The organism is Stenotrophomonas forensis (assembly GCF_028752115.1).
Classification (GTDB): Bacteria; Pseudomonadota; Gammaproteobacteria; order Xanthomonadales; family Xanthomonadaceae; genus Stenotrophomonas; species Stenotrophomonas forensis.
Window position 1 is genome coordinate 3578126 of the sequence record NZ_CP082270.1, and the last position, 14466, is coordinate 3592591.

Below are 14466 nucleotides of genomic sequence, written 5' to 3' on the forward strand. Positions count from 1 at the left end.
GTGTGGCCCGGCTCAGCCGGTAGCCATCCACTTCAGGATCAAGCCGGTGACATACGCCAGGCCCGTACCGGTGGCATAGCCCACCGTGCCCAGCAGCACGCCCACCGGGGCCAGCGTAGGGTGGAAAGCCGCCGCCACCACGGGGGCCGATGCCGCCGCACCGATGTTGCCCTGCGAACCGATCGCGAAGAAGAACAACGGTGCGCGCAGCAGCTTGGCAACGATCCAGAGCACCAGCACGTGCGTGGCCATCCAGATCGCACCCAGCAGGAACAGCCACGGACGATCCAGCAGCGACAGCAGGTTCATCTGCATGCCGATGCAGGCGATCAGGAAGTACAGGAACACCGTGCCCAGCCGCGAGGCACCCGCCGCTTCCAGCCGGCGTGCGCGGGTGAAGCTCAGGCCCAGGCCCATTGCGGTGGACAGCAGAATCACCCACACGAACTGGCTGTCCAGGCTGAACTGGCTGGCCCAGCTGATGTTGGCCTTGAACCAGCCCGACAGCGGCGCCGCGATCGCATGGGCCAGGCCGACGCCGCCTAGCGCCACGCCGACGATCACCATCAGGTCGGTCATGCTGGGAATGCGCGCATTCTGCGCCTCGTAGGCACTGATGCGGGCCTTCATCTCGTCGATGGCGCGGGTATCGGCACCATTGCGGGTGTCGATCTGCTGTGCACGGTTGGCCAGGAACAGCAGGATCGCCATCCACAGGCTGGCGCAGGCCACGTCGACCACCGCGAACTGTCCGAAGGTGGTGGCATCGGTACCGAACACTTCGCGCATCGCGACCATGTTGGCGCCGCCGCCAATCCAGCTGCCAGCCAGTGCGGCCATGCCGGCCCAAGTGTCGCCGGCCACGGTTTCCGGGTGGATCAGCTTCATCAGCTGGAACGAGACGATGGCGCCGAGCATGATGCCGGCGGTACCAGCACAGAACACGATCAGCAGTTTCGGACCGAGCTTGGCGATGCCCTTGAGATCGATCGACAGGGTCAGCAGGACCAGCGCGGCAGGCAGCAGCACATCACGTGCGACCGGGTTGTACAGCGAGGTGTTGTGGCCGTCGATGACACCGGCGGTGTTGTAGATGGCGGGGATGAAGTAGCACAGCAGCAGTGCCGGCACCCAGGCGAAGATCTTCTTCAGCAAGGGGGTCGGACCGCTGGCAGCCCAGAAGATCAGGGCCAGGGTGGCGGCAATCAGGCCCAGTCCAACGATGTCGTTGCTGATCAGGGCGGTAGCGGGTTCGGTCGGCATGGGATCCTCTGTCGATCGAAAGAGCGGGAAAAAAAAGCGCCGCATGAAGCGGCGCAGGTTGAGATTAACATTGTCTTCACGCCGGGTCATGCTGCAGTGCCGACCACGACCCCATCCCCTCCGGGAGCCTCCCCATGCAGCTCGGCGCTTTCTCGGTCAGCCTCTCGGTGAAGAATTTGGCCGCCTCCCGCGCGTTCTACGAAGCGCTGGGCTTCTCGGTCACTGGTGGCGACCCGGCACAGAACTGGCTGGTACTGCGCAGCAACGGCACGGTGATCGGACTGTTCCAGGGCATGCTCGAGGGCAACCTGCTCACCTTCAATCCCGGCTGGGACCAGCACAGGCAGGAACTGCCCCACTTCCAGGACGTGCGTGAACTCCAGGCCGAGCTGGACTCGAAGGGCATCGAGCTGGCAGTACGTACCGACCCTGAGGGCCAGGGCACCGGCTACCTGCAGCTGGCCGATCCTGATGGGAATGTGATCCTGATCGACCAGCACGTGGCGCGCGCGGACGGACGGTGACCACTGCTGGGTAGGCGTCGACCTTGGTCGACGGACAGCATGCCAACCAAGGTTGGCATCTACCACGACACAGGCCGCCCATTGCCTGGGTAGGCGTCGACCTTGGTCGACGGACAGCATGCCAACCAAGGTTGGCATCTACCACGACACAGGCCGCCCATTGCCTGGGTAGGCGTCGACCTGGGTCGACGGGCAGTATGCCAACCAAGGTTGGCATCTACCACGACACAGGCCGCCCATTGCCTGGGTAGGCGTCGACCTTGGTCGACGGACAGCATGCCAACCAAGGTTGGCATCTACCACGACACAGGCCGCCCATTGCCTGGGTAGGCGTCGACCTTGGTCGACGGACAGCATGCCAACCAAGGTTGGCATCTACCACGACACAGGCCGCCCATTGCCTGGGTAGGCGTCGACCTTGGTCGACGGGCAGTATGCCAACCAAGGTTGGCATCTACCAGGACAGCCGGATCAGGTCGGGCGCGAAGCGCTGAAATCCAGGGTGGCGCGCGTACCACGCGCTTCGCAGGGCTGCAGCCGCAGGGTCCAGCCCAGGTGTTCACACAGGCGCGCGATCAGGTCCAGGCCGATGCCTCCACCGCGGTCGGCGCGGTCGCCCCGGGCCATGCGCGCATGAATCGCGGCGATCTCCTCCGGGCTCATGCCGTGCCCCGGGTCCTGCAGGGTGAGCACTGCCGACGAACTTAGTCGCAGTTCGATATGGCCACGGCCGCTGTTCTCGATGGCGTTGCGCAACAGGTTGCCGATCGCCGCCTGTACCACCGCCAACGGCGCAACAATATCCACCGGCGCGGCCTGGATGCCGATGCTCAGGTCCTTGTCGCCAAGCAGGTGGCGGTGGTCATCGACAATCTCGGGCAGCAACTGGTCCAGCGCGATGCGCTCGGCGCGAGCGGCCAGTCGCGCCGGATCGCGTGCCAGCACCAGCAGCAGCTCGATCAGCTGCTCAACGCTCTGCGCCGTACGCAGCACGCGCTGCATCTGCTGGCGCGCCCGATCCGGCAGGCCCGGTTGTTCCAGTGCCAGTTCCGCGGCGCCGGTCATCACCGCGATCGGCGTGCGCAGCTCATGGCTGGCGGTACTGATGAACACCCGCTCACGCTCGACGAACTGCTCGTTGCGGTCCAGGTAGTCATTCAGCGCATCGGCGATGGTATGCAGCTCGGAACTGCCGCGCGGGTCCACGTTGATGCGCTGCCCCTGCACACCCGGCCGCAGCGCACCGATATGCTGGGCCAGCAGGCTCAGCGGACGCACCATCCGCTCCATGCCGAACGAAGCCATCAGCACGGTGACGAAGATCATGATCACCCCGGCCAGCATCACCCAGCGCGTGGCGAACTGCTCCAGGTCATGGAAGTCGGAGATGTCCAGCGCCAGCGCCACCCGCCCCATCGAGCCGGTGTCGCGCACCATCACGGCGGTCTGCCGCCCCTTGATCGGTACCCCATCGTGCAGCCCCGGGTGCAGCGTGCGCACGCTCTCGGGCATGTTGCCTTCATCGAAACGGAACAGGCTGAGCGTGTCCGAGTCCTGCCAGCGGTAATGCGGCTCGTGCTCGGTATGGTCGACGATGCTGTCCAGTTCGGAGTTGAGCAGCGCGCGCCAGGCCGCATGCTCGGCGTGCTCATGCACGTAGTTGCCGACGCTGAACACCGCGATCGACAACAGCGCCAGGTAGCCCAGCAACCACCACACCACGCGCCGGTACAGCGGTCCCGGCTTACGCGCCTTCATCGTCATCCCTGGCCGGATCGTTGGCCGAAGTCACCGCCAGCCGATAGCCGACCCGCGGCAGGGTGTGGATCAGCTTGTCAGCGAACGGGCCATCGACGCTGCGGCGCAGTTCGTAGACATGCGAACGCAACAGGTCTCCATCCGGTGGTTCGTCGCCCCACAGCGCGAACTCCAGCTGCTGGCGGGTGACCGCACCGGGGCTGGCACGCATCAGCACTTCCAGCAGCTTGCGGCAGGCCGGGTACAGATGCAGTACCTGGCTGCCGCGCTGCGCCTCCAGGGTCGCCAGGTCCAGCACCAGGTCGCCCACCTGCAGCCGCTTGCGCGGATTGCGGCCCTGCGCACGCAGCAGCAGCGCCTCCAGCCGCACCTCCAGCTCGGGAAGGGCAAACGGCTTGGTCAGGTAGTCGTCGGCACCAGCGCGGAAGCCGGCGATCTTGTCCGGCAGCTCGTCACGTGCGGTCAGCATGATCACCGGCACTTCCGAGGCGTGCTCGGCGCGCAGGCGGCGCAGCACCTCCGGCCCCTCCATGCGCGGCAGCATCCAGTCCAGGATCACCGCATCGTAGGGGTGGCTGCCGGCCAGGTGCAGGCCGGTGATGCCATCCGGGGCCACGTCCAGCACATGCCCGCGCGACTCGAAATAGTCGAACAGGTTGGCCACCAGCTGGCGGTTGTCCTCGATCACCAACAGACGCATGCACGAAACATCCACGGAAGTTCGTAACATGGTAGCGCTGCCCATGTCGGAATGCGGTCGCCTTGGCCACCTCCGACGCTTTTCCCACCCCTGCCGCCTCAGAATGGCTGTTTTGCTCCCGGAGCCCGCCGTGCCCGTAGCCCTGCCCCGTCGTTGGCGCCTGCCCCTGCTGTGGCTGCTGATCATTGCCGCGCTGGCGGCCGGTATCGGCATGCGCCAGCCGCAACCGCCGGACGAGCCCCGCTTCGTGCTGGCTGCCCGCACCATGGTCGAGAGCGGGCAATGGCTGCTGCCCCACCGTGGCGTCGAGCTGTATGCGGAAAAGCCTCCGGTGTTCATGTGGCTGCAGGCGGCGGCCTACGAGGTGGTCGGCAGCTGGCAGTGGTCGTTCCTGCTGCCCTCGCTGCTGGGTGCCCTGCTCAGCCTGTGGCTGGTCTCGGACCTGGCGCGGCGCCTGTGGTCCCCCCGGCATTCGCTCTACGCCGTGGCTGCGCTGTTCTGCACCCTGCAGTTCGGCCTGATGGCCAAGCGCGCGCAGATCGACATGGTGCTGGTGGGCATGACCACGGTGGCCCTGTGGGGCCTGATGCGCCACCTGTGCGAGCGACGCAACCTGCCCACCCTGTGGCTGGCCGGTTTCGCCGCCGGCGTGGGCACGGTGACCAAGGGCGTGGGTTTCCTGCCGCTGCTGATGGTGCTGCCCTGGTTCGGCTGGTGGCTGTACCAGCGTCGCCGTGGCCATGTGGTGGACGGCCCGCATCCGGTCAGCCTGCTCTGGCTCATCCCGGCCTTCCTGCTGGGCGTGGGGGTGTGGCTGGCACCGTTGGGCTGGGCCCTGCTGCATGCGCCCAGCGCCGAGCTTCAGGCCTACGCGCATGAGCTGTTGTTCAAGCAGACCGGCACCCGCTACGCCAACGCCTGGCATCACCGCCAGCCCGTCTGGTACTACCTGCAGGTGATCCTCACCCTGTGGCTGCCAGGCAGCCTGCTGCTGCCGCTGCTGTTCAAGCCGTGGTGGCGCCGCCTGCGCCGTGGCGACCGCCGGCAGTGGCTGCTGCTGGGCTGGGCGCTGCTGGTGCTGGTGTTCTTCAGTGCCAGCCCGGGCAAGCGCGAGGTCTATCTGCTGCCGATGCTGCCGGCGATGGCGCTGGCCGTCGCACCGCTGCTGCCGGGCCTGCTGCGCCGGCTGTGCGTGCGCCGCTACCTGTTCGGCTACAGCGTGGTGCTGATGCTGGCCACCGGCGTGCTCGGCGTGATGCTGATGACCGAGCATCCGTGGGCGGTGGCGCAGCTGGAGCGCCGGGCCATGCCTGACACCCTGCTGCCGGTGCTCGGCGACGGCCTGCTGACCTTCGCCATCGCCCTGGCCACGTTGATCGTATGGCTGCGGGTACGGCGCGCTGCGACACTGGTGCTGCTGACCCACGGCATGCTGTGGATGCTGTACGGACTGGTGCTGATTCCGGCGCTGGATCCCTATGCATCGGCCTCGGCGCTGATGCGCCGGGTTGGCACACGGATCGGCCCCGATGCCGAACTGGCGCTGGTGGCCTGGCGCGAACAGAACCTGCTGCAGGCCGACCGCCCGGTGCGCGAGTTCGGCTTCAAGCGCCCCTGGCCCGAGCAATGGCACGATGCCGGCCCGTGGCTGGCCGAAGCGCCGGACAAGCGCTGGCTGCTGGTACTGGACGATGCGATGAGCCCCTGCGTGGACCCAGCCAAGGTGATCGACATCGGCGTGGCAAACCGCAATCGCTGGCAGCTGCTTCCGGGTACCGCCTGGGACCCGCAATGCCATGCCGAGCGGGCCGGGTCGACCGCCGAAGAAGACTGAACGTTGGCTCGTGCCGGGCAAACATTAACCCGGCACGAACGAGCGTCCGACCCTTCTCCGACATCCAGGTGACGAGCATGGCCGCGGATTCCCGAACCGCCCTTTCCCAGCATGCCCGTCCGTCCCATTGATTCGGTAGCGCCGCTTGCGACATCGCCGCTGGCGTCAAGATTTGCCGTAACTCACCTCTGGCTGCCTGTCGCCATCGGCCTGCCCGTGTTCGCGCTGCTGATGGGCTTCGGTGGCGATCAGTGGGTCGCCGACCACCTGTTCCGCCTTGAGGGTGGCCACTGGGCATTGCAGGACGCCTGGGTCACCCGCACGCTCGTCCACAAGGCCGGCAAGTGGATGAGCACGGCAGCCGCGCTGGTGGCGATCCTGTTGTGCTTCCACCATTGGCGCAAGGGCCGTGACCGGACCCTGCGCTGGGCGCTGCTCTATGTCGTTGTTGCCATGGCGTTGGGCACCGGAGTGATCTCCCTGCTGAAGTCGCTGGTGCCGATGGAATGCCCGTGGGACCTGCTGCGCTATGGCGGCCACCAGCCCTTCATCGGACTGTTCACCCTGCGCCCGGCCGGCATGGCACCGCAGGCGTGTTTCCCGGCCGGGCACGCCAGCGCGGGCTACGCCTGGCTTTGCCTGTACTTCTTCGCCCTGCTGTGGCGGCCGTCGTGGCGCTGGGCGGGGTTGTGGATCGGCCTGGGCAGCGGCCTGGTGTTCGGCATCAGCCAGCAGCTGCGCGGTGCGCACTTCCTTTCGCATGACGTTGCCACGGCCTTGACGTGCTGGCTGCTTTCGTTGGGCCTGTATGTCCTGATCCGCCGTCAGCTGGACCGTCCCCACCGCCAGGAGGCAAACGCATGAGCGCATCGGTCCAACGCTCTACCCGCCTGCCGGCCCTGGCAAGCGTCCTCCGCTGGCGGCCGCAGCTGTCCACCGAAGCACTGATCGCGCTGACCAGCCTGTTCTTCGCGGTGGCCGGCAACGGCCTGTTCTGGCACAGCGCGATGGCCAGCCATCCGGGCAGCCTGCGCTACGCCCTTTCGCTGCTGCTGTTGCTGCTGGGTACGCACGGCGTACTGCTCGGCATCCTGGTCTGGCGCTGGAACGCCAAGGTGGTGATCAGCCTGCTGCTGCTGGTGACTGCATTCGCCGCGCACTACATGAGCCGTTACCACATCTACCTGGATGCGGACATGCTGCGCAACGTGCTGGCGACCGACCCCAAGGAAAGCCGCGAACTGATGACGGTGTCGCTGGTGTGGCCGGTGCTGCTGCTGGCGGTGCTGCCGATGGTGGTGCTGTGGCGTGTGCAGCTGCGCCGCCGATGCTGGGGACGCAGCCTGCTGTGGCGCCTCGGCTTCCTGGTAGTGGCAGCGGTGACCGCGGTCGGCGGCGCGCTGATCTCGTTCCAGGACGTCTCGGCGCTGATGCGCAACCAGCGCGAAGTACGCTATCTCGCCACCCCGGCCAACGTGCTGCTGGGCATGCCGCGTGCGCTGCGTGGCGACAATCCGGTGCAGCGCGCGCCGAAGCTGCCGATCGGCACCGACGCCAAGGCCACCCCGCGTACACCGGCCAGCAAGCCGCGCCTGCTGGTGATCGTGATGGGCGAGACCGTGCGCGCGCAGAACTGGGGCCTCAACGGCGGCCGCAACACCACGCCGGAACTGGCGCAGGCGCCGGTGATCAACTTCCCGGACATGCACTCGTGCGGTACCAGCACCGAAGTCTCGCTGCCGTGCCTGTTCTCGCCATGGGGCCGCCACGACTACGACGAGAAGAAGATCCGCGCGCACCAGTCGCTGCTGCATGTGCTGAACCGTGCCGGTATCGCACCGCTGTGGCGTGACAACCAGTCCGGCTGCAAGGGCGTGTGCGAAGGCCTGGACTTCCAGTCGTTGTCCGACGCGACCACGCCGGGGCTGTGCGCCGATGGCCGCTGCATGGACGAGATCCTGCTGCAGGACCTGGCCACCCAGGTGCGCGCCAAGCCCGGCGACCGGGTGGTGGTGCTGCACCAGCTGGGCAACCACGGCCCGGCCTACTTCGAGCGCTATCCGCCGGCATTCCGCCGCTTCACCCCGACCTGCGACACCCGTGACATCGGCCGCTGCTCGCGCGAGGAGATCACCAACAGCTACGACAATGCCGTGCTGTACACCGATCACTTCCTGAGCAAGACGATCGGCACGCTGCAGGGCCTGCAGGACTACGACACGGCGATGATCTACCTGTCCGACCACGGCGAGTCACTGGGCGAGAAGGGCCTGTTCCTGCACGGCGTGCCCTACGCCATCGCCCCGGCCGAGCAGACCCGCGTGCCGATGACGATGTGGTTCTCGCCGGGCTTCGCCAGCAGCCGCGGTCTGGACCTGCAGTGCGTGCGCAAGCGTTCGGCGGCCTATGCCGACCATGACAACCTGTTCCCATCGGTGCTGGGCCTGATGCAGGTGAAGACCTCGCTGTACGAGCGCGACCGCGACGTGTTCGCCAACTGCGAAGGGTGAGGGTTGTTTGGCAGGGCTTGCAGCCCTGCACCTGCGGTAGTGCCGGCCGCTGGCCGGCAGCCTCGACAGCAACAGCAACAGCAGATGCAGGCTTCCTGTGGGTTGGCGGGGTGGGTCCGGTGGCGGGAGACGCCGTAAACCCATCCCTGGGGGCTTGGCCGCGGCATCCATGCCGCGGACACTCCCGCCACCGGACCCACCCCGCCTTCGACAGTTTTCCGCAATCTGTTGGAACGGCAGTCTGCTCTGGTGGGTGTCGACCTTGGTCGACACGGTAGATCTGATTCAAATTTGACTTTCGATACCTGACAGATGTGTCGACCAAGGTCGACACCTACCAACGGCCGCCGCGATCTGTCAGAGGTGGGGCGGTGTGGGCTTGCAGGACCGTTGGCGCCATGGATGGCGCCATCGAGCCCCCATGGATGGGTTTACGGCGTGTCCTGCAAGCCCACACCGCCCCGCCATCCCACGGATAGCCCGCTTTTGATGTTGATGTTGCTGTTGCCGTTGCTTCGGCGGGTGCCGGGCGCCGCCCGGCCAACCTCCGCCACTTGCGGTGGCAGCGGCTGCCCACTAGCCTTCGGCCGTCGTTCACCACCCAAGGACCGCCCGTGAAACACCGCCATCTCCTGCTGGCCTCGGCAATCGCCGCCGCCACGCTGGCCCTGGTCGCCTGCAAGAAGGAACCGTCGCCCGGCACCGAGACCGCCAGCCCCAGCGCGCCGGCCGGCGAAACCGCCGACCAGTTCGTGGCCCGCATCAATGCCGAATTCAAGGCCGCCTACCCGGAGATGACCTCGGCGCAGTGGCTGTCCTCCACCTACATCAACAGCGATTCCGAACGCATCGCGGCCAAGGCCAACGAGCGCTCGCTGACCCAGCTCAACAGCTGGATCGAGCAGGCCGCCAAGTTCGAAGGCAAGCCGATGAGCGAGGACAGCAAGCGCGCCATCCACCTGCTGAAGCTGATGTCCTCGATGCCGGCGCCGCGTGACCCGGCCAAGCTGGCTGAGCTGACCCAGATCGCCACCCGCATGGAGGGCAGCTACGGGGCCGGCAAGTACTGCACCGATGCCAACGATCCGAACTCCTGCCGCCAGCTGGGCGAACTGGAGCAGGTGCTGGCGCGCAGCCGCGACTACGACAAGCAGCTCGATGCCTGGCAGGGCTGGCACAGCACCACCAAGAGCATGCGCGGCGATTACCAGAAGTTCGTCGGCCTGGTGAACGAAGGTGCCAAGGGCATGGGCTTCACCGATGCCGGGCAGATGTGGCGCAGCGGCTACGACATGCCGCCGGAGCAGATCGGCCCGGAAACCGACCGCCTGTGGGAACAGGTCAAGCCGATGTACGAGCAGCTGCACTGCTACGCACGCGGCAAGCTGGACAAGACCTACGGCAAGGACAAGGCCGAAGTGGGCAATGGCCTGATCGCCGCGCACCTGCTGGGCAACATGTGGCAGCAGGACTGGTCGAACCTGTGGGACCAGCTGGAACCGTACCCCGGTGCCGGCAGCCTGGACATCACCGCAGCGCTTGAAAAGCAGTACCAGAGCAACCTGAGCGCCGCGCTGGCCAAGGCCGGCAAGGATGCCAACGTGGCCGCGCAGTACAAGGCGCAGCGCGAGGCCGAACTGCGTACCGCCAGGCAGATGACCGAGCGCGCGCAGGACTTCTACGTGTCGCTGGGCATGCCCTCGCTGCCGCAGTCGTACTGGGAAAAGACCCAGTTCATCAAGCCCGACGACCGCGACGTGGTCTGCCACGCCAGCGCCTGGGACATGAACATGGAAGGCGATGTGCGCACCAAGATGTGCATCAAGCCGAACGAAGAGAACTTCACCACCATCTACCACGAGCTGGGCCACATCTATTACGACCTGGCCTACAACCCGCTGCCGCCGCTGTTCCAGGGCGGTGCCAACGATGGCTTCCATGAAGCGATCGGCGACACCATCGTGCTGGCGATGACGCCCAAGTACCTCAGCTCGATCGGCCTGGTCGATGCGCCGACCGAGAGTCGTGAGGCGGTCATCAACAACCAGATGCGCATGGCGCTGTCGGGCGTGTCCTTCCTGCCGTTCGGGCTGATGATCGACCGCTGGCGCTGGGGCGTGTTCGACGGTTCGATCACCGCCGACAACTACAACAAGGCGTGGTGGGACCTGAAGGCCAAGTACCAGGGCGTCGCCCCGGCCAGCAGCCGTGGCGAAGAGTTCTTCGACCCGGGCGCGAAGTACCACGTGCCGGGCAACACCCCGTACACCCGCTACTTCCTGGCGCGCATCCTGCAGTTCCAGTTCTACAAGGGCTTGTGCGATGCGGCCGGCTACAAGGGCCCGCTGCATGAGTGCACCTTCTACGGCAACAAGGAAGCCGGCCAGAAGTACTGGGCGATGTTGAGCAAGGGTGCCAGCCAGCCGTGGCAGGCCACGCTGAAGGAACTGACCGGCACCGACAAGCTCGATGCCGGCCCGATGATCGAGTACTTCACCCCGGTCAACGAGTGGCTGAAGCAGCAGAACGAAGGCCAGATGTGCGGCTGGCAGGCCAACGCGGCCCCTGCGAAGTAAAAAAGAAGGGGCGGATCCGCGAGGATCCGCCCCTTTCCGGTAGTGCCGGCCGCTGGCCGGCAACAGCTCGGTGAAATTCCATCCGGCAGCCGGCCAGCGGCCGGCTCTACCGAAATGCCTGTCAGCTGTTCTTCTTCGCCGCCATCGCCGCGGCCAGCTCGGCCTTGAATTCCTCGAAGGTCTGACCCTTCTCCTTCGCTTCGGCCTGCGCGGCATCGCGAAGCGCATCGGAGTACATCAGGCGCACCGGCGTGCCGTTGCGCTCGTGCAGTTCACCGGCCTGCATGATCAGCGCCAGCACCTGCGCAGCACTCTCGCTGTGGCCAGCGATGCGGCCGTCCATGCCCAGCACCCATTCGCCGTCACGGCGCACGACCCCGGCCAGCAGGGTGCGCTGCGCGTCGCGCAGTTCGGCATGCGGCTCCACCGGCGAGGCCTGGGCTGCAACCTTGTTGGCGGCCTGCTTTTCCTGGCGACGGCGCTGGTCGCGGCGGGTCTTGGAGCTGGTGGACATGGTGCGGTACCGCGGCGAGGGGGGCGCAAGGATAGCGCACCCCGCCCGCCGGGCCACTTCACGCACGTTCAATCCCGCACGATCAGTCCAGTACTTTGCCGTGCCGCCAGTAGCCCATGAAGGTGATCGCGCGGCGGTCCAGCCCGCAGTCGCGGACCAGATGCCGGCGGATCGCCATCACGGCCCCGGCCTCGCCCGCCACCCATGCGTACAGCGGCCCGGCCACGCTGGCATCGGCCTGCTCCCAGAGGATCTGCGCATCGACGTCGATCTCCTCCAGCTCATCGCCGGCGGCCACGCTCGAGGCCGCTGCCAGGCGTTCCTGCACCGCCTGCAGCAGGGGCTGGCCGTAGGCCGCCTGCCCGCGCGGCAGCCAGACCAGTTCGGCGCTGGCCGGCGCGGTCAACGGCACCGCATCACCGGCCTGGGCGACTTCCAGCAGGGCCAGCGTGCGTGGCGGGTCCGCCAGCGCGGCCAGTTCCTCCAGGATGCCGGCCACGGCCGGCAACGCGGTCTCGTCGGCCACCAGCAGCACCTGGCCCACACCGGCCGGCGGCTTCCATTCCCAGCCTTCGCTGCTGTCGGCGCAGTCGGCATCCGGAGCGAGCAGCACCACACGGTCGCCCGGGCGTGCATGCATGGCCCAGCGCGAGGCGGGCCCGGTCACGCCGTGGATGACGAAATCGACGTCGACCTCGCCCTGCTCAGCGCGCAGCTGGCGGATGGTGTAGGTGCGCATCGGAGGGCGCTGGTCGTCAGGCAGGGCCCGGTAGCGCGGGTACCAGTCCTCGCCGCTGGGGACCTGCGGCAGGTCCTGGCCGGGCAAGGGGAAGAACACCTTGATCCGCTGGTCCGGGCCTTCGGTCTTCATCCGTGCCACGTCGGCACCGGTGAACACCATGCGGTCCAGCGAAGGGGAAAGCACGCGGCGCTCTTTCAGCGCCACCTCGAACAGGCGGTAGGTCTGCTGCGCAGCCATGGGGGAACCTCATGCAACGACATTGGATCGGCTGGCTGTCGTGCACCCCTGCACCGGCTGGCTGGAGTCCCCAGCCTAATCCGGTGGTGTTCGGTCGCAAGGGTTGCAGGCATCGCGCCCCGCCCTACCCCTGCGCGCTGCTCAATGGCCCGTGCAGGCTGCCTGCGCCACGCGTTCGCGCTGGTGTTCCCAGTACCAGAACACGAAACCGAGGGCGAAAAAGGCGGCCTGGCCCAGTGCCAGGTGCAACGGGCTGGCACTGAGCAGCGGCGATACCACGCCCGCCACCACGGTGCTGATCATCAGCTGCGCAAAGGCCTGCAGCGAAGACGCCAGGCCACGCTGATGCGGGTACATGTCCAGCACCGCCAGCGCCAGGATCGGGAAGATCAGCGCCATGCCCATGCCACCCAGGAAAATCGGCAGCACCGCCCACGGCAGCACGAACTGCGGCGCCAGTGCCACGTAGCCGACGTTCAGCAGTGCCGACAATGCGCAAAGCGCGAAACCGATGGCGACCTGGCGGGTGGGCGTGGCGTGCCCGGCCATGCGCCCGGACAGGAACGAGCCGGTGGTCATGCCGCCGATGGTCGGAATGAACAGCCAGGCGAATCCGCCCTCGCCCAGATGCAGATGCTGCATCACGAACACCGGCGCCGAGGAGATGTACAGGAAGATGCCGCCGAAGCCGATGCTGCCGGCCAGCGCCAGGCGCAGGAAACGTGGATTGAAGCCGATGCGCACGTAGTCGCGCATCAGCACCCGCGGCGACAGCGGCACCCGCGCCTCGACCGGATGCGTTTCCGGCAGGAAGCGTGCGGTGGCCGCCAGCAGCACCAGTGCGAACACCACCAGGAACCAGAAGATCAGCGGCCAACCCGCGCCACTGAGCAGGATCCAGCCGCCGATGATCGGCGCGATCGCCGGGGCGATGCCGAACAGCATCGACACCTGGCTCATCAGCCGCTGCGCGTCATGGCCGTGGTAGAGATCGCGGATCACCGCGCGGCCGACGATCATGCCGACACCCGCCGACAGGCCCTGCAGCGCGCGGAACGCCAGCAGCGTGGTCAGGTCGGTGGACAGCGCGCAGCCGACCGAGGCGCCGACAAACACCACCAGGCCGCCGAGGATCACCCGCTTGCGGCCCCAGGCATCGGACAGCGGGCCGTGCGCCAGGCTCATCAGGCCGTAGAACAGCAGGTACACGCTGATGGTCTGCTGCACCGCCACCTCGTCCACCGCCAGGCGCTGGGCCAGCTGCGGGAAGGCCGGGAAGATGGTGTCGATCGAGAACGGACCGAACATGGCCAGGCCGGCGAGCAGCAGGGCCATGCGGCGGGTGGAAGGAGCAACAGCGGCGGTCATGGGGAAGGCGTCCGGCAGGGCCATGCGTGGCACGCACGGCGGGCGCCGGTCCCCCTGCAGCAGGGACGGCGCCAGATGAATTCGGGTATCCGCCCATCATAGGTGGGGATTGCGCCCGATGCCATGCAGCAGTGCACAAAACGTACGGACGGGCCATCGGCCATTCAGGCGCGGCCGCACCCGCCGGGGGCGGCCCACGGGCCCGCGACGGGCTATAATCGGCGGGCAACACGGTGGGAGAAGCGGAACACCGCTGCCGAAGGCGCAACGCCCGTAATCGCTCAGGCCCGATACCACCCGTAACACAACTCTGGAGAGACCGGTTCGATCCGGCGCCGAAGGGGCACGAAGCTGCGGCCAGCCGCACTTCCAAACTCTCAGGCAAAAGGACAGAGGGGCGCCCCGCAGACCGCCGACCGGCGGCTTGTGCCCGTGCGTGT

Annotated in this window: 11 protein-coding genes and 1 riboswitch; of the genes, 5 read left to right on the plus strand and 6 right to left on the minus strand. The window is 67.2% G+C overall.

The window, feature by feature from the left end; all coding sequences use genetic code 11:
- Positions 1-12 precede the first annotated feature (12 nt).
- Entirely contained in the window at positions 13-1263 is a 1251-nt protein-coding gene (locus K5L94_RS16605) for a DUF819 family protein (protein ID WP_274510888.1), read from the minus strand.
- Positions 1264-1397: 134 nt separating this feature from the next.
- Here K5L94_RS16605 and K5L94_RS16610 point away from each other — a divergent pair, with 134 nt between their 5' ends.
- Positions 1398-1787 carry a VOC family protein gene (locus tag K5L94_RS16610; protein ID WP_274510889.1) on the plus strand — a complete coding sequence of 130 codons (390 nt, stop codon included), beginning with the start codon at positions 1398-1400 and terminating at the stop codon, positions 1785-1787.
- Between the two features lie 471 nt (positions 1788-2258).
- On the opposite strand, the gene K5L94_RS16615 is transcribed toward K5L94_RS16610, so the two are convergent.
- Positions 2259-3545 (minus strand): sensor histidine kinase, encoded by a 1287-nt coding sequence (locus K5L94_RS16615; RefSeq protein WP_053450488.1) that lies wholly within the window; start codon positions 3543-3545, stop codon positions 2259-2261.
- Positions 3532-4245 carry a response regulator transcription factor gene (locus K5L94_RS16620; RefSeq protein ID WP_133935311.1) on the minus strand — a complete coding sequence of 238 codons (714 nt, stop codon included), beginning with the start codon at positions 4243-4245 and terminating at the stop codon, positions 3532-3534. Before K5L94_RS16620 ends, K5L94_RS16615 begins: the two co-directional genes overlap by 14 nt.
- Positions 4246-4348: 103 nt before the next feature.
- Between K5L94_RS16620 and K5L94_RS16625 the strand changes: the two genes are divergently transcribed.
- The 4 genes from K5L94_RS16625 (at position 4349) to K5L94_RS16640 (ending at position 11165) form a co-directional block, all read left to right on the plus strand.
- A complete protein-coding gene (locus K5L94_RS16625) occupies positions 4349-6079 on the plus strand; it encodes an ArnT family glycosyltransferase (RefSeq protein WP_425507570.1) in 1731 nt (576 codons plus the stop codon).
- 111 nt (positions 6080-6190) lie between these two features.
- Positions 6191-6943: a phosphatase PAP2 family protein gene (locus K5L94_RS16630; RefSeq protein WP_053450491.1), complete on the plus strand. Its 753-nt coding sequence runs from the start codon at positions 6191-6193 to the stop codon at positions 6941-6943.
- A complete protein-coding gene (locus K5L94_RS16635) occupies positions 6940-8589 on the plus strand; it encodes a phosphoethanolamine transferase (RefSeq protein ID WP_274510891.1) in 1650 nt (549 codons plus the stop codon). The genes K5L94_RS16630 and K5L94_RS16635 overlap by 4 nt, the downstream gene beginning before the upstream one ends.
- 614 nt (positions 8590-9203) lie before the next feature.
- The gene (locus tag K5L94_RS16640) at positions 9204-11165 is read left to right on the plus strand and encodes a M2 family metallopeptidase (RefSeq protein WP_274510892.1); all 1962 of its coding nucleotides are present in this window, start codon (positions 9204-9206) and stop codon (positions 11163-11165) included.
- Between the two features lie 121 nt (positions 11166-11286).
- On the opposite strand, the gene K5L94_RS16645 is transcribed toward K5L94_RS16640, so the two are convergent.
- The 3 genes from K5L94_RS16645 to K5L94_RS16655 all read right to left on the minus strand — a co-directional run bounded on the left by K5L94_RS16645 (position 11287) and on the right by K5L94_RS16655 (position 14026).
- Entirely contained in the window at positions 11287-11679 is a 393-nt protein-coding gene (locus K5L94_RS16645) for a hypothetical protein (RefSeq protein WP_053450494.1), read from the minus strand.
- A gap of 82 nt (positions 11680-11761) precedes the next feature.
- The gene (locus K5L94_RS16650) at positions 11762-12658 is read right to left on the minus strand and encodes a siderophore-interacting protein (protein WP_164087451.1); all 897 of its coding nucleotides are present in this window, start codon (positions 12656-12658) and stop codon (positions 11762-11764) included.
- Positions 12659-12799: 141 nt separating this feature from the next.
- On the minus strand, positions 12800-14026 hold the full coding sequence (locus tag K5L94_RS16655) for a multidrug effflux MFS transporter (protein WP_053451363.1): 1227 nt from the start codon (positions 14024-14026) through the stop codon (positions 12800-12802).
- 300 nt (positions 14027-14326) lie between these two features.
- A riboswitch (glycine riboswitch) is annotated at positions 14327-14429 on the plus strand.
- Positions 14430-14466: the final 37 nt, after the last annotated feature.

Bases quoted from the DNA above. Each gene is read 5' to 3' on its own strand.
- K5L94_RS16655 (WP_053451363.1), bottom strand. From the start codon at position 14,026: ATGACCGCCGCTGTTGCTCCTTCCACCCGCCGCATGGCCCTGCTGCTC.
- K5L94_RS16605 (WP_274510888.1), bottom strand. From the start codon at position 1,263: ATGCCGACCGAACCCGCTACCGCCCTGATCAGCAACGACATCGTTGGA.
- K5L94_RS16625 (WP_425507570.1), top strand. From the start codon at position 4,349: ATGGCTGTTTTGCTCCCGGAGCCCGCCGTGCCCGTAGCCCTGCCCCGT.
- K5L94_RS16650 (WP_164087451.1), bottom strand. From the start codon at position 12,658: ATGGCTGCGCAGCAGACCTACCGCCTGTTCGAGGTGGCGCTGAAAGAG.
- K5L94_RS16645 (WP_053450494.1), bottom strand. From the start codon at position 11,679: ATGTCCACCAGCTCCAAGACCCGCCGCGACCAGCGCCGTCGCCAGGAA.
- K5L94_RS16610 (WP_274510889.1), top strand. From the start codon at position 1,398: ATGCAGCTCGGCGCTTTCTCGGTCAGCCTCTCGGTGAAGAATTTGGCC.
- K5L94_RS16615 (WP_053450488.1), bottom strand. From the start codon at position 3,545: ATGAAGGCGCGTAAGCCGGGACCGCTGTACCGGCGCGTGGTGTGGTGG.
- K5L94_RS16635 (WP_274510891.1), top strand. From the start codon at position 6,940: ATGAGCGCATCGGTCCAACGCTCTACCCGCCTGCCGGCCCTGGCAAGC.
- K5L94_RS16630 (WP_053450491.1), top strand. From the start codon at position 6,191: ATGCCCGTCCGTCCCATTGATTCGGTAGCGCCGCTTGCGACATCGCCG.
- K5L94_RS16620 (WP_133935311.1), bottom strand. From the start codon at position 4,245: ATGCGTCTGTTGGTGATCGAGGACAACCGCCAGCTGGTGGCCAACCTG.